Annotated in this window: 8 protein-coding genes; 1 reads left to right on the plus strand and 7 read right to left on the minus strand. The window is 68.6% G+C overall.

Features of this window, described 5'->3' with window-relative positions; translation table 11 throughout:
* Nucleotides 1-151: 151 nt before the first annotated feature.
* Nucleotides 152-649, plus strand: a complete 498-nt coding sequence (locus ACH49X_RS08500; protein WP_195079698.1) for a peptidylprolyl isomerase — start codon at nt 152-154, stop codon at nt 647-649.
* A 67-nt stretch (nt 650-716) separates the two neighbouring features.
* Here ACH49X_RS08500 and ACH49X_RS08505 read toward each other — a convergent pair whose 3' ends face one another.
* The 7 genes from ACH49X_RS08505 to ACH49X_RS08535 form a co-directional block, all read right to left on the minus strand.
* Entirely contained in the window at nt 717-2,261 is a 1,545-nt protein-coding gene (locus ACH49X_RS08505; RefSeq protein WP_195079697.1) for an acyl-CoA carboxylase subunit beta, read from the minus strand.
* Entirely contained in the window at nt 2,258-7,507 is a 5,250-nt protein-coding gene (gene pks13, locus ACH49X_RS08510) for a polyketide synthase Pks13 (protein WP_357207085.1), read from the minus strand. Before pks13 ends, ACH49X_RS08505 begins: the two co-directional genes overlap by 4 nt.
* A 110-nt stretch (nt 7,508-7,617) precedes the next feature.
* On the minus strand, nt 7,618-9,531 hold the full coding sequence (gene fadD32, locus ACH49X_RS08515) for a long-chain-fatty-acid--AMP ligase FadD32 (RefSeq protein WP_195079695.1): 1,914 nt from the start codon (nt 9,529-9,531) through the stop codon (nt 7,618-7,620).
* Between the two features lie 190 nt (nt 9,532-9,721).
* Nucleotides 9,722-10,765, minus strand: a complete 1,044-nt coding sequence (locus ACH49X_RS08520) for an LLM class F420-dependent oxidoreductase (RefSeq protein ID WP_084486091.1) — start codon at nt 10,763-10,765, stop codon at nt 9,722-9,724.
* 170 nt (nt 10,766-10,935) lie between these two features.
* A complete protein-coding gene (locus ACH49X_RS08525; protein ID WP_397069718.1) occupies nt 10,936-11,928 on the minus strand; it encodes a cutinase family protein in 993 nt (330 codons plus the stop codon).
* Nucleotides 11,919-12,413 carry a DUF732 domain-containing protein gene (locus ACH49X_RS08530; RefSeq protein WP_323124451.1) on the minus strand — a complete coding sequence of 165 codons (495 nt, stop codon included), beginning with the start codon at nt 12,411-12,413 and terminating at the stop codon, nt 11,919-11,921. The genes ACH49X_RS08525 and ACH49X_RS08530 overlap by 10 nt, the downstream gene beginning before the upstream one ends.
* 832 nt (nt 12,414-13,245) lie before the next feature.
* Nucleotides 13,246-15,045, minus strand: coding sequence for an alpha/beta hydrolase-fold protein (locus ACH49X_RS08535; RefSeq protein ID WP_195079693.1), 1,800 nt, complete (start codon nt 15,043-15,045; stop codon nt 13,246-13,248).
* Nucleotides 15,046-15,243: the final 198 nt, after the last annotated feature.

Here is a 15,243-nt window from a genome sequence, read left to right on the forward strand (position 1 = left end):
GCGTCGCGCCGCCGGGAGGAATGGCGCGTTCTCAGTATGTTCGGAGCCGACTGCCAGAATGTTGTGCCGACCAGCGAGAAAATTCACGCCGGAGGGCCGAATCGACCCCGTACCGCTGACCCGCGCCGACCACAATGGAAAGGTGGGGCGTATGACCAAGGTGAATCTCTCGACGAACTACGGATCGATCGTGCTCGAACTGGACGATCAGAAAGCGCCGAACACGGTGCGCAATTTCGTGGACTACGTGAACGCCGGCCACTACAACGGCACCATCTTCCACCGCGTCATCCCCGGCTTCATGATCCAGGGCGGCGGGTTCGAGCCCGGGCTGCGCCAGAAGGGCACCAACGCCCCGATCCAGAACGAAGCGAACAACGGCCTGAAGAACAACAAGTACACCGTCGCGATGGCGCGCACCAACGACCCGCACTCGGCCACCGCGCAGTTCTTCATCAACGTCTCCGACAACGATTTCCTCAACCACTCCGCTCCCACCCCGTCGGGCTGGGGCTACGCCGTCTTCGGCGAGGTGACCGAGGGCACCGACGTGGTCGACAAGATCGCGGGCGTCGCCACGTCATCGGCGGGCATGCATCAGGACGTGCCGGTCGACGATGTCGTCATCGAGTCCGCCACCGTCAGCTGATCATTCGAGAGGCGAGACCCGAATCGGGCCGCACCCCAAGGGATGCGGCCCGATCGTGTTCCGGTCGCTACAGCGGCAGCAAGTGATGCTTGCGCGGGTTGCGGGCAAGAGCTTTGTCCCGCAACAGGTGTAGCGCACGACGGATCTCCAGCCTGGTCGCCGCGGGCTCGATGACCGCGTCGATGTATCCGCGCTCGGCGGCCACCCACGGCGTCGCGACGGTGGCGTTGTAGAAGTCGATCATCTGCTGGCGAATCGCCGCGCGCTGGTCCTCGGGCGCGGCGTCGATCTGCTTGGCTCCGATCAGGCTGACCGCGCTCTCGGCGCCCATGACCGCGATCCGCGCCGTCGGCCAGGCCAGATTCACGTCGGCGCCCAGCTGCTTGGAACCCATCACGGCGTAACCGCCGCCGTAGGACTTGCGGATCACCACGGTGACCTTCGGCACCGACGCCTCCACGTAGGAGAACAGGAACCGTCCGCCGCGCTTGATGACGCCGATCTTCTCCTGTTCCACACCGGGCAGGAACCCCGGCGTGTCCACGACGAAGACCAGCGGGATCTCGAACGCGTCGCACAGGCGCACGAAATGCGCGGCCTTGTCCGAGGCGCGGGCGTCCAGCGCGCCCGCGTACACCATCGGCTGGTTGGCCACCACGCCGACGCTGCGGCCGTCGACGCGGGCGAAGCCGGTGATGACGTTGCGTCCCGCCGAAGCGCCGACCTCGTGGAAGGCGCCGTCGTCGAAGATGCGCAGCAGGATCTCGTGCATGTCGTACCCGGCGTTGTCGGAGTCCGGGACGATCGAGTTCAGTTCCAGGTCGGTGTCGGTGATCTCCGGCTCCAAGCCGGGATTCACGATCGGCGCCAGTTCCTGGCAGCTGGTCGGCAGGTAGCTCAGGTAGTCGCGCACCCACTCGAACGCGGCCGCCTCGTCCTTGGCCACGTGGTGGATGTTGCCGTATTCCGCCTGGCTGCGCGCGCCGCCGAGCTCTTCGAGGCTCACGTCCTCGCCGGTGACCTCCCGGATCACCTTCGGCCCTGTGACGAACATGTACGCCTCTTCGGTCGCCACCACCACGTCGGTGTTGATCGGGGCGTAGACGGCGCCACCGGCGCATTTGCCGAGGATCATCGAGATCTGCGGGACCAGGCCGGACAGCGGCTCCTGCCGCCGCCCCAGCTCGGCGTACCAGGCCAGCGAGGTCACCGCCTCCTGCACGCGCGCGCCGCCGGAGTCGTTGATGCCGACCACCGGGCAGCCCACCTTGGCGGCGTACTCCAGGATCCCGGCGACCTTGCGGCCGAACATCTCGCCGACCGAGCCGCCGTAGACGGTCTGGTCGTGCGAGAACACCGCCACGGGCCTGCCTTCGACCAGGCCGTGCCCGGTGACCACGCCGTCGCCGTAGAGCGCGGCGGAATCGCCCGGTTTGCGGACCAGCGCTCCGATTTCCACGAAGGTTCCCGGATCGAGCAGCATGTTGATCCGGTCGCGGGCGCTGGGGATGCCCTTCTTCGCCCGCTTGGCCACCCCCGCTTCACCCGCGGGCTCCTGCGCTAGTTCCAGGCGCTTGCGCAGGTCGGCGAGTTTTTCGGCAGTCGTGCTCACTTGGCCCCTTTCGCCTCGATCGCGGCGAGCTTCGCGGTCAGGTCGGCTCCGATCTTGCCGATCCGCGGTTCGTCGATGATCTGCAGGTGGTCGCCTGCGATGTGGACGACCTCCAGATTCGGGATGTATTCGTTCCAGCCGCCATTGGGCAGCCGGTCGGCGAAGCGCGGCTCCAGCTCGATCATCCCGTCGTGATAGCGATCGGCGAGGTACAGCACCACATTGCCGTCGTACTGGGACGGTTGGGTTTTGGCGAGCTCACGGCTCTCGATCCACGAGGTGCGCTGATGTTCGAGCACGCCCCCGGGGATCTTCGTGCCGCTGATCTTGATCAGGTCGCTGATCATCTTGAACTGCTCTTCGTCGGAGGCCGCGGCCAGCGTCTCCAGCTGTTCGCGGTCCAGTTCACCGTCGACGCCGTAGGTCTTCTTGGCGAAGGCCTGGTAGCGCTCGATCCGGCGCACCCGCTCCTCGGGGCTGTTGTCCTCGCCCTGCGTCGGAATGGCGAGGTCGATCAGTCCGACCACACGCACGTCCGCACCCTCGGCGCGGAGCAATTGCGCGGTCTGCATGGCCAGCACCGCACCCAGCGACCAGCCGTACAACACGAACGGACCATCGCCCTGGATCTTGCGCAGCTCGGGCAGGTACTGGCGGGCTCGTTCCTCGATGGAGCCTTCGACCCGTTCCATGCCGTACATCGGCGTATCGGCGGGCAGCCGCTTCAGCAGAGGTTCGTATACGAGCGTGTTCCCGCCGGACGGATGGAACACGAACACCGGCACGGCATTCGAGCCCTCCGCGCGCGCTCGCAGCGGACGAACGAAACCGTCCACGTCCGCGCCGCTGTCCTGCAAGTTGCGGACGATGTCGGCCAACTGCTCGATGGTCTCGCAGTCGAGCACGTCGTCCACGGTGACCTCGGCCTTGACCCGCTCGGTGAGGCGCGCGGCCAGCTTCTCCGCGGTGTCCTCGTCGAGGATCGGCAGCGTGTTGAAGATGCCTCCGGCCGATTTGCCGGTGACCACCGCCCAGGTGGCGAAGGTCAGGCGCTCGGCGGCGTCGCGCGGCGGGACATCGTCCTCGTCGGCGGACGACGGCTTGGCGCCGCCGCCGAAGACCGCCGCGACCTCGGCAACCGGTTGCGGGGTGGGAGTCGCGTCGCCTCCGGCGGCGTCCTCCGCGCTCGCGGGAACCGAATCGGACTCGGAAGCAGTGGTTTCCGACGACGTGGGCGCAGCGCCTGTCACCGCCGCGACCGGGTCGGCGCCGGTGGCCAGCGCAGCACGGGCCGTGGCGATGAAATCGGCGTCGACGGCCAGCTCGCCCGTACCGCCTGCGGCCTTGTCGGCGGCCTGCTGATCGGCCATCGCCTGCACCTCGTCGCGGTGCTCGATCGCGTACCGCAGCACCTTGCCGACCTCGTGCAGGCTCGCGTCCCGCACGGCCTGCACCTGCAGCTGCGGGATGTCGAACTCGTACTCGACGCGGTTCTTGATGCGCATCGCCATCAGCGAGTCCAAGCCGAGTTCCATCAGCGGGATCTCCATCGGAAGATCCTCGACCGCGTAACCCATGGACTCCGCGACGATCAGGGCGAGCCGTTCCTCGACGCTCTGCGTGCCGTTCGGATCCCACCGGTCGCCGAAGGTCTCGACCACCTCGAGGTCGGCGTCGCTCTGCGGCTGCGCGGCGACCGCCGCCTCGGCCACAACGGGTTCCGGCAGCGCGGCGCCGGAGGTCACCACGGCGTCGAACACCAAGCGGAAGGCGCCGCCCTCCTTGGCGTGCACCTGCACCGAGGCGCCACCGGGATGCGGGGTGAGCGTGGTGGTGAGCGTGCCTGCGGCCGGGATCGGCGCGTGCGGGATCGACGCGCCCAGCGACACGTCGCTGAGCACCTGTGCCGCCGCGGCACGCACGAGTCCGGCGAGATCGGTCACCGCGGACGCCTGCACTTCCCAGACGTGCCTGCCGTCCGGCAGCGCGACGTGCGCACCCGGAAGCCGGCCGTTGCCGCCCGAGGACAGCTGGACCTTCGGCCAGTACTCCTTGCGCACGAACGTGGTGCGCGGAACGTCGGCGTACTCGCCGGGACCGACCAGCGAGAACAGATCCACCTTGTGCCCGTGCACGTAGAGCTGGGCGAGCGCGGCGATCACACCCGCGGACTCGTCCTCCTTGCGCTTGAGCGTGGGGATGAGCTGCGCGTCGTGCACGCCCGCGGCGAAGGTGGTGCCGAGCACCTGCATCAGCGCGACGGAATTCGGCGCCAGCTCCAGGAATGTGGTGTGCCCTGCGTCCACCGCGAGCTTCACCGCGTTGGTGAAGTACACGCTGTGGCGCATGTTCTTGACCCAGTAGTCCTCGTCGTGGATCGGGTCGTGACCGGCGCGGAAGAACTCTTCCTTGTGCACCGTCGAGTACAGGCCGGTCTTCAGCTTGGTCGGCTCGATACCGGCCAGCTCCGCGGCCAGCTCGCCGAGCAGCGGATCCATCTGCGAGGTGTGGCCCGCGCCGCGGGTCTGCAGCACCCGGGCGAACTTGCCCGCCGCCTCCACCCGCGCGACGATCGCCGCGACCTGGTCCTGCGGACCGCCGATCACCGTGTTGGTCGGCGCCGCGTACACCGCGACCTCGACGTCCGGGTACTCCGGCAGCAGGTTCGCCACATCCTCGGCGCTGTACTCGACCAGCGCCATGTTGCGCACGTCGTCGTCGCTGATCATCTGCTCGCCCTCGCCCATGAGGCGGGAACGGGCGCAGATCACGCGCACCGCGTCCTCCAGCGAGAGCCCACCGGCGATGTACGCGCCCGCGACCTCGCCCATGGAATGGCCGACCACCGCTTCGGGTTCCGCGCCGTGCGCGCGCAGCAGCGCGGCCAGGCCGACCTGGATGGTGAAGATGCCGACCTGCGAGGTGCCGACGTTGTAGTCCTGGCTGTCGTCGAGGAACAGCTCGCGCACCGAGTACCCGGCCTCGTCCTGCACCAGCTCGTCGACCTCGTCGACGGCCTTGGCGAAGATCGAGTTCTCCAGGTACAGCTGCTTGCCCATCTTGCGGTGCTGCGCGCCGAAACCGGCCAGCACCCACATCGGACCCATGGCCGCGGGCGCGTCGGCGGTGAAGACGCCGGGCCCCGGCTTGCCCGCCGCGATGGCGCGCAGTCCGGCGATCGCCTCTTCGTGCGTCTTGGCCAGCACCACGCCGCGCGAACGCCAGTGGCTGCGCTTGGCCAGCGACCGCGCCACATCGGCGAGCGGCGTCTGCGCGCCCGCCTCGGACTCCAGCCAGTCGGCCAGTTCGGCGGCGGCGCGGCGGCGGCGCGACGGCAGATAGCCCGACACGGGCAGGATCTGCGGCAACGGGTCGGTGCGCTCGGCGGTCCACTCCGCGACGGCTTCCGCCACCTCGGCCACGACGTCACCGGCTTCGGATTCCGCCGCCGCGTCGGTGGTCTCCTCCACGGTGTCCTCGTCCAGCTGGGACTCCAGCTCGGAGAACGGGGCCTGGCTCTCGGCCGCCACGTACTCCTGGACGACGATGTGCGCGTTGGTGCCGCCGAATCCGAAGCCGGAGATGCCGATGGTCGCCTTGCCGCTGTAGCGGGGGAACTCGGTCGGCTCGTCGACGACCTTCAGGTTCGCCTGATCGAACGGTATGTACGGGCTCGGACCGGCGTAGTTGATATTCGGCGGGATGACGTTGTGCTGCAACGACATGATCACCTTGGCCAGGCTCGCCGCACCGGCGCCCGACTCCAGGTGGCCGAAATTGGTCTTGGCCGAACCGAGCAGCACCGGCTTGTCGGCCTCCCGCCCCCGGCCGACCACCCGGCCGAGCGCGTCCGCCTCGATCGGGTCGCCGAGCGCAGTGCCGGTGCCGTGCGCCTCGATGTAGTCGACGGTGGACGGCGGTAGGCCCGCGTCGCGGTAGGCGCGACGCAACACATCGGCCTGAGCGTCGGGATTCGGGGCGACGATGCCGTTGGAGCGGCCATCAGAGTTGACCGCCGAGCCCTTGACCACACCCAGGATGCGATCGCCGTCGCGCTCGGCGTCGGCGAGCCGCTTGAGCACCACCAGGCCCGCGCCCTCGGAGCGGACCATGCCGTCGGCATCCGAGGAGAACGCCTTGATCCGGCCATCCTTCGCGACCGCGCCGACGGAGTCGAAGCCGAGCGTGGCCATCGGCGCCAGCAGCATGTTCACGCCGCCTGCCAGCGCCAGATCGGCGTCACCGCTGCGCAGCGCGCGCACCGCCTGGTGCACGGCGACCAGCGTGGACGAGCACGCGGTATCGATCGCGACGGAGGGGCCGCGGAAATCGTAGAAGTAGGAGATGCGGTTCGGGATGATCGACGACGAGCTGCCGGTCAAACCGTACGCGGCGGCCGAAGCGGGCGCGGACGGGTCGTCCGTGCCGAGACCGAGCGCGGCGATCAGCATGAAGTCGCTGGTCGAGGTGCCGATGAAGACGCCGACCGACTCGCCTTTGAGCTGGCTGGCCGGAATCCTGGCGTGCTCTAACGCCTCCCAGGTCAGCTCCATCATCAGGCGCTGCTGCGGATCGACGCGCTCCACCTCGAGGGGCGACATCGCGAAGAACTCCGCGTCGAAGCCCTTGACGACGTCCTGGTCGAGATAACCACCGAGGGTGTTGCCCTTGGCGATCGCCTCGGCCGCCATCGGGTCGCCCGTGAACTCCTCCCACCTGCCCTCGGGCAGCTCCCGGATCGCGTCACCGCGGCCGATAAGGAAGTCCCACGTCGACTCGGGGGTGTCGCCCGCGCCGGGCAACCGCGTCGACAAACCGACGATCGCGATGTCGTGCGCCTCGCCGGGGCGGTAACCCGCGGTGTAGAACGAGTCGTCCTCGGTTTCCTCCGGCGCCTCCGGCTCGCCGTTGATGATCCGCTCGGCCAGCGCGGCGATGGTCGGATGCTGGTACACGATCGTCGCGTTCAGCAGCACGCCGGTCAGTTCCTCGATGTCCCCGCCGAGGGCGATGGCGTCCCGCGAGGCGAGCCCGAACTCCTCCATCGGCCGGTCCACGGTGATCTGCTCGATCGGTTGCCCGGTCGCTTCGGCGACCCAGCGCCGCAGCCATTCACGCAGCTCGGCGACCGACATGTCGGTCTGCGCGCCGCCGTTCGTTGCCTCGGCCGTGGCCGACGCGTCGGCGACTTGCTCCACGGCCGGGGTGTCGGTCGTCTGGGTGGGCGTGCCCTCGTTGTCAGCCATCAATTCCTCAAGCTACCTGTCTGCGTACCGGGCGTACCGTGAATTGACGCTCGGCGCGTGGGAAGCTCGGCGCCGAGCGTCGATGGTCGGTCCGAGGCCGCCCCTGGCAATTACTCTTCCGGTGCATCGGGGAAAGCCTGCTGGGTGTAACCACCCCGCAGCGTTCCCTCCAGATAGGCCGCCCGGCAGGCGCGACGGGCGATCTTGCCGCTGGATGTGCGCGGGATCGACCCCGCGGGCACCAACAGCACGTCACGAACGGTCACGCCGTGGCGCTGGGAGATCGCCGCGCGCACCGCGTCGGCGATCGGCAGCGGATCGGCCTTGCCCGCACCGGGACCGCGCTCACCCACGATGACCAGCTGCTCGGACGCGTCGTCGGCGTCGAACTGCAGACCGGAGTGGCTGCCCTGCTCGAACACCTCGGCCGGGAGCTGGTTGGCGGGCACCGAGAACGCCGCCACGAAGCCGGGACGCAGCGCGCTGCTGGCTTCCTGCGCGGAGAACTCCAGGTCCTGCGGGTAGTGGTTGCGTCCGTCCACGATCACCAGATCCTTCACGCGTCCGGTGATGTAGAGCTCGCCCTCGAAGTACACGCCGTAGTCGCCGGTGCGCATCCAGTTCGCGTCCGGCTCGGTGCCCTCGGCGTGGCTGCCCTCCGGCAGGCGCTCGGTGACCTTGTTGTGGAACGTCGCCGCGGTCTCGTCGGGACGACCCCAGTAGCCGATGCCCATGTTGTTGCCGTGCAGCCAGATCTCGCCGACGTGCCCGTCCGGCACCTCACGGCCGCCGCCGGACTCCACCGACTCCGGATCGATGATCGTCGCCCACTGCGAGAGCGCGACGTAACCGCAGGACACCTGCGCGATCGCGTCCTCGTGGCTCGGGTCGACCTTCACCATGCGCCCCGCGTTGAGTTCCTTGCGGTCGACGTAGGTGACCTTGGCCTCGTCCTCGGCCTTGGTGGCGGAGACGAACAGCGTGGCCTCGGCCATGCCGTAGCACGGCTTGATGGCGGTCTTGGGCAGGCCGTACGGAGCGAACGCCTCGTTGAACTTCTTCATCGACGAGGTCGTCACCGGCTCGCTGCCGTTGATCAGGCCGATGACGTTCGACAGGTCCAGCGACTCGCCGTTCTTCGGCAGTCCGCGCGCCGCGGCGTGCTCGAACGCGAAGTTCGGTGCGGCGGCGAAGGTTCCGGCGCCGTCGGAAACCGCGGCCAGCTCCTTGATCCACCGGTAGGGGCGGCGCACGAACGCGCTCGGCGACATGATGGTGATGTACTTGCCGCCCACCGCGGGCAGGATCACCGTCAGCAGGCCCATGTCGTGGAACAGCGGCAGCCAGGTGACGCCGCGCGAGTTCCAGTCCAGGTTGATCGCGTCGACCATCTGCAGCAGGTTCGTGCCCACCGCGCGGTGGGTGATCTCCACGCCCGCGGGCACCCGGGTGGAACCCGAGGTGTACTGCAGGTAGGCGATGTCGTCGATCGCGATGTCCGGGCGCACCCAACTCTCGCCGACGCTGTCGGGAATCGCGTCCACCGCGATGATGCGCGGACGCTGGGCGGCGGGCAGCGAGCGGAAGAACTGCCGGACCCCGGCCGCGGAGGAGCTCGCGGTCAGGATGGCCGAGGGCTCACAGTCGCCGAGCACCGCGTGCAGGCGATCGGTGTGGCCTGGCTCGTCCGGGTCGAACAGCGGCACCGAGATGGTGCCCGCGTAGATCGCGGCGAAGAAGGAGATCACGTAGTCCAAGCCCTGCGGTGCGAGGATCGCGACCCGGTCGCCCGGGTTGGTCACCTGCTGCAGTCGAGCGGCCACCGCGCGCAGCCGAATGCCGAACTCACGCCACGTCAACTCCTGCGCCTCGCCGTCGCGCTCGCGCGAGTAGTCGATGTAGCGATACGCCAGGGTGTTCGCGTCGTTCCGGGTGTGCTTCTCGACGTGATCAACCAGGGTGTGATCCTCGGGAATACGGATGTTCCCGGTTTCGTCCAGGTAGTCGTCGAAAGTCTCTTCCATTCCTTCTTCTCCTCCGAGGCACACGCAGCAAGACGGCGAGAACGCCGCTTTTACCTGTGAGGCCCCGACTCGCTTTCGCCCGCGGGTGCTCCAAGTGCAGAGCCAGCCTGCAGATTTTGTGCGGTCTGCGCGGTGACCGCTTATCGGCTAGATGTACTCAAACCAGAGTCATGTTACAGAGAAGACCGGCTCACTCGTCCCGCAGCAGGGGAATAACGGGGGCGAACGCGTCCATCTGGGTGGGGAATACACCGACATAGGACATCGAGGTGAGCTGCCGCACACGGCGGATCTGCTCGGCGATCTCCTCGAATGTGCCGATCGCCACGTAGGGCGAGTTCAGGATGTCCTCGACGGACAGCTGAACGTCGACCTCCAGGTTCGGGTGCAGTCCCCGGTCCAACGCCGACAGCGCCATCTCCGCGGTCTTCTCGCGATCGTCGGTGATCACGATGGCGGTGATGGCCCAGTTCAGCTCGATGTCGGCGAACCGGTCACCGGCGGCCTCCTTGATCAGATTCACCTTTTCCACGGCCTTCTCGATGGTGATGCCGGAGAGAAGGCCCTTGCCGTTCTTGGTGGTCACGGGAACGACGGAGATGATGTCGGCGTGCTTGGCGGCCAGCCGCAGCATCTTCGGACCGCCGCCGCCGGTGCAGATCGGCGGGCGCGGACCCTGGCGCGGCCGTGGGGTCCCCTTGACGCCGCGGACCTGGTAGTGCTTGCCCTCGAAGGTGCACTCCTGGCCGCGCAGCAGCACGTCCAGAATGGTCAGCGACTCGTCCAGCTTCTCCAGCCGGACACCGGGCGACTCGTAGGGGATGCCCGCGTTCTCGAACTCCTCCTTGATCCAGCCGGCGCCGACGCCGACCTCGAGCCTGCCCTTGGACAGCACATCGATCGTCGCCAGGTCCTTGGCCAGCACGACCGGGTGGCGGAAACCATTCGCCAGCACCGACGTGCCGAGCCGGATCTTCTCGGTGGCCTGGGTCAGCGCGCCGAGCGCGGCGATCGGCCCGATCTGCTCACCGAGGTGGTCGGGCACCACGAAGGTGTCGAAGCCGTATTCCTCGGCCTGCTGAGCGGTCTGCACGAACTTACGCGCACCGCCCTCCTGCTTGTTTCCTTCGCCGGCCGCCGCGAAGCGGAACGGACGCAACGGAGTGCCCAGCGCGGACAACGCAGCATCCGCGTCACGGCTCGCCGTGGTGGCCGGTGCGGCGGCTTCTGTCATGAACTCATGCTCCTGGCTGTAAGGAAAATACGGGCGCGACGCCCGCTTCCGGACTGCGCTGCGGTGGTGCCCGGCGTCGCGATCACCAGCGCACTTTACAGCGTGCTACCCAACTCGAGTTGCGCTTGTCACGCCAATCGGGTGCGGGGTATCTCACGGGCTGTGAATTTTCACGAATGGGCCGGATGCGGCGCTGCCTCGATGAGGCCCGCCGCCCAGTTCAGCGTCCACTGCGTCGCGGTGGTGCCGTCACCGTCGACGACGTAACTGTTGTAGAGGGTGTGCACCGGGTTGCCCGCGGCCCGGACCAGCGTGTTCACACTGCCCAGGATGTTGAACGGACTCAATGCCTCGCGGGGCGCGTCGCAGATCAGATCGCCGGGCGCGCACATGGTGTAGGTGCGGTCGGCCAGTGCGCCGAAGCCCCCTTGACGGGGGCCGGTCATCGTGATGCCGGGCACGTTCAACCCCTTCAGCGCGACTTCGGCACCGACGCCCGCCGGCGGGGTGCCGATCTGGATCGCCTGGCCGGGGCCGTCCTCGCCCGTGCGGCGTCCGTCGGCGATCAATGTCACGCCGAGCACCAGATCGGCGGGCACCGGACCGGCGCCCGCGCCGATCTGCGCGGCCACGTCACCCGCGATCACCGCGCCCTGGGAGAACCCCGCGAGCACATAGGTGGTCAGCGGGCACTCCTGATGACGCGCGGCCATGGCTTCGACCATCCGCTGGGTGCCCTCGGAGCGGCTGTTGTTGTAGGACTGCTGGCCGTCCGGCGGGATCGCGATCGGATTGGAGAACTGCGCGACGTACGGAACGGTGTAGACGTCCACCCGCTCGCTCGGGAACCGCTGGGCGATCGGGCCGGAGACGTTGAGCATCAGCGACACCGGGTTGGCGGTCGGGTTGTGCGGATCGTCGGCGCTGTTGGACTCCCAGGTTCCGGGCACCGAGATCATCTGCACGTCCGGGCAACTCGCGGGCTGCGAGGTCGGCCGTTCCGGCGGTTTCGGCCCCGGGCCGGGCGGGCGCAGACGCCCCGCCAGCAGATACCACAGCAGCAGGACCACCAGGACGATCAGCAGGACGGCGCCGATCACGAGCAGACATCCCGCCGGCTTGGACCGGCGGGAGGTCGAACGGACGCGCGAACTCACTGGCAGTACGTGGCGCGAGCGGTGGAGATGTAGATCTGCCCGGCCTTCTCCACCGGCATCTTCGCCGGGTCGAAGGAGGGATCGGAACCTGCCATGGCGTTGACGAAGGTCATCAGATCCTGGTCGGACGCGCCCGCGGCGGTGCCCTGGCAGACGTACGCGCCGATGCTCAGCGCGATGTCCGGGCTCGACGGGGTGACACCCTGCTTGGCCAGCTCGTCGAGGAACTTCTTGTCCTTGTCGGTGAGCTTCGAGGTGTCAGCGGGCGGGACGGCCTCGGTCGGCACCGGCTGCGGACGCTCGGGCGGCACCGACGTCGTCGGCTGCTCCGGCGCGGGAGCGGGCTGCCCGGTCTCGGCGGGTGTCGAAGCGACCGGCGAGCTGGTCGCCGCCGTCGTCGTGGTGCGGGTAGGCGATGGCGTGCTCGTGGCGGTCGAATCATTGTCGCCGCACGCGGCGAGCAGGCCGGTCGCGGCGATCGCCACAACCACGCCGACTACCTTTCCCGTGGTCCGATGCATGAATTCTTGTCCTCGATCTGTCACTGAGCGGGGTCGGGTCGCCCACCAGGCTAGCGGTGTTGAATTTGCCTCGCCTTCGCGCGGCGGTGTTCGCGGCCCCCTTGTGGCTCGCGCCCGAGCGACCGCCGCTGGCGACTTCGTCGCGGACGCGGCGGCCACTCGGACGCGAGCCGGGCCGCGAACGGCGCATGCTCGGTCTCGCTTCGCTCGAAAGACGTGGTTGCGGTGCGCTGGGCGCGTCAACGTTCCGGCTCGGACCTCGGGCGCGCGATGCCGCCCGCATCGCGAACGGCGCGCGTTCTCGCTTCGCTCGAAGTCGAGGGCTGGGCCCGACGTGTCGGTATCGGCGTCGTCGCACCACCTCGATGCGCGCCGGGCAGTGTTGGATTTCCGGCGCCTGACACCGTTTGTTCGTGGTCGATGCTCGTTCCCACTTCGCCCGGGAGATGGGGTTGAGGGGAGCTGGTCGCGTCGGTGTTCTTCTGGCTCGGGCCTCGTGCGCGTGAGGCCGCGGCGCAGCGATTGATCGGCCGCGAGTGGGCCGCAATCGGCGGCAGGCCAAGTCTCGCCACCACCGAAATCGGGGGCTCGGCCGACGTGCGGGTGTCCGCAGCGGCGCACGGTCTCGATGCGCGGGCGCAGACCATGAGGGAATCGTGGCGCGCTGAGGACCACACCGCCGAGGCCCGACTACAGCATCGACCGAGCCGAGATTCCGTCCCGCCTGCTCGGCTCCGGGAGTTGGGCCGAGGTCTTGGTACCGGCGGCACCTCACCATTCGCAGTCGGCGCATCGGTCGTGCTCAAAGGGCGTGGACTTCTGTTTTGCCATCGCGCAGTGTGATGAAACCGCCCTGGAAGTTCTGTTGCACGCCGTCGGAGATGGGGAACTCGTCGCCGGTGGGGAAGCCGAGTTTGCCGTTCTCGTAGCCGGCGTCGCGCCAGGCGTCCAGGATCGGGCCGTTGCGGACCGCCCATGCGCCGGAGACCGGGCTCCAGTAGATGGCGCCGCCTTCGAAACGGCTGAAGCGGCCCGCGTCCTTCACCGTCTGCTCCTCGGCGACCGGGAAGCCGAGGGGGCTGTTCTCGAAGCCCAGCTGGGCGTACTTGCCGAGGATCAGCCCTTGGACGCGATGCACGCCGGTGGCCTGGCTGTAGTAGAACGGACCGTTCTCGAAAGCTTGCACGGCGCCGTCGCGACTCGGCGTCTTCGCCTCCGGCGCTGTCGGGTAGCCGGCGGGGCCGCGCTCGAATCCCTGCTTGCCCCACTCGTCCAGGATCGCGCCGCGGACCATTTGAGCGCCGGTCTGCGGTGTCCAGTACAGCGAGCCGTGCTGGAAGGGCTGGAACCGGCCGCGGCCGTCCTCCAGCGCGCGTTCCTCGCCCGTCGGCAGGCCGAGCGGTCCGGCGGGCCCGCCCGCCGCCTGGTATCCCGGCCCGAAGACGCCGCCGACCGGGTAGGCGCCCCTGTCCGGCGTGAAGAACACCCGGCCGCCCTTGAAGTCCTGGGCGGTGCCTCCTGCCACCGCGTACTCCTCGGTGACGCATTCACCCAGCCAGCCCGCCGCGGCGGCCACCGGACCGATCGCGCCACCCGGCTGACACGCGGGCTTGCCCGGGTCGACGCCGAGCGCGGAGGCGGCCTGACTCCAGGACTGGCGCATCTCGAAATCCCAATACGGCCAGGAATGGGTGCCGGACGGGCGATAGTTCACCTGCGCCGGAATGGCCAGCTTGGACAGTTTGGTCACGAAGTTCTGCGAGGTGAGCCGGGAGAGGATCTCCAAGCCCATGCCCGCGACGTTGGTGCTCACGCCCGGAATGCCGAGAGCGCGGTCGTAGGGACCGATCGCGCCGCTGCCGCTGGAGACGTAGATGCTGATGCCCCGCAACTTGTCGGCCAGCACGTACGGGTCGTGCGCCTCCCATTCCGGCCCGGTCTGCGGGCCCCACATGGCGGCGGAGTCGAAACCGCCCGCGTCGCGCATGGCGAACTCGATGGCCTGCGGCATGCCCAGCGTCGTCGTGGTCAGGAACCCGGAGTAGGACGCGGCGTGCCGGACGAAGCCCGGATTGCGGGCGGCGAGGAACATCGCGGCCGTGCCACCCATGGAGAGACCTTCCACGCCGCGCACCGGCGTCGCGCGCCAATGGCTTTCCAGCAGCGGCGGAAGCTCTTTCGTCAGGAAGGTCTCCCACTTGTAGGTGCGGCCGTTGTCCGGCTGGAGCCAATCGGCGTAGAAACTGGACTGTCCGCCCACCGGCAGCACCACGGTGACGTTCTTGTCGGCGAAGAAATCGACCGCCCCCGCCTCTTTCGTCCAGCCGTTCTCGTCGTCGGTCGCACGCAGACCGTCGAGCAGGAACAGGACGGGGAACCTGGCCTCGGGACGGGCGTTCCAGTCCCTCGCCAGCAACAACTGGACCTGGATCGGCACCCCCATCGCGGGCGAGGTCACCCACAGCGCGACGCGGCGGTCGCTGAGCCACTGGACCCGCTCCAGGGCGGGCGCGGCCACGGCAGCGGTGGGCTCCGCGACGGCGGGAGCGTCGACGGGCACGCTCGCGGCTAGCGGGACCACCATCGCGGCGGCGAGCAGCATGAGCCGCTCGCGTGCCGAACGAGCGACGAGACGCCCGCGTATGCCACAGCTACCGCGCGTAATCCCTGCCACAAGAGCTTTGTACTCCCGTTATAGCGACGTTTACGGGAGACACGCGCTGTACAGCAAACTATGTTCGCTGCGATGCGATCGAGACTGCCCCCGAACGCAATTCAGGCCGCACCGAATCGGTGCGGC

Origin of the sequence: Nocardia sp. NPDC019323 (assembly GCF_044389845.1) — a bacterium.
Classification (GTDB): domain Bacteria; phylum Actinomycetota; class Actinomycetes; order Mycobacteriales; family Mycobacteriaceae; genus Nocardia; species Nocardia implantans.

What these genes read in the sequence shown, in the direction of transcription:
- fadD32 (WP_195079695.1), bottom strand. Translation starts at nt 9,531, where the DNA reads ATGGAAGAGACTTTCGACGACTACCTGGACGAAACCGGGAACATCCGT.
- ACH49X_RS08535 (WP_195079693.1), bottom strand. Translation starts at nt 15,045, where the DNA reads ATGCTGCTCGCCGCCGCGATGGTGGTCCCGCTAGCCGCGAGCGTGCCC.
- pks13 (WP_357207085.1), bottom strand. Translation starts at nt 7,507, where the DNA reads ATGGCTGACAACGAGGGCACGCCCACCCAGACGACCGACACCCCGGCC.
- ACH49X_RS08500 (WP_195079698.1), top strand. Translation starts at nt 152, where the DNA reads ATGACCAAGGTGAATCTCTCGACGAACTACGGATCGATCGTGCTCGAA.
- ACH49X_RS08520 (WP_084486091.1), bottom strand. Translation starts at nt 10,765, where the DNA reads ATGACAGAAGCCGCCGCACCGGCCACCACGGCGAGCCGTGACGCGGAT.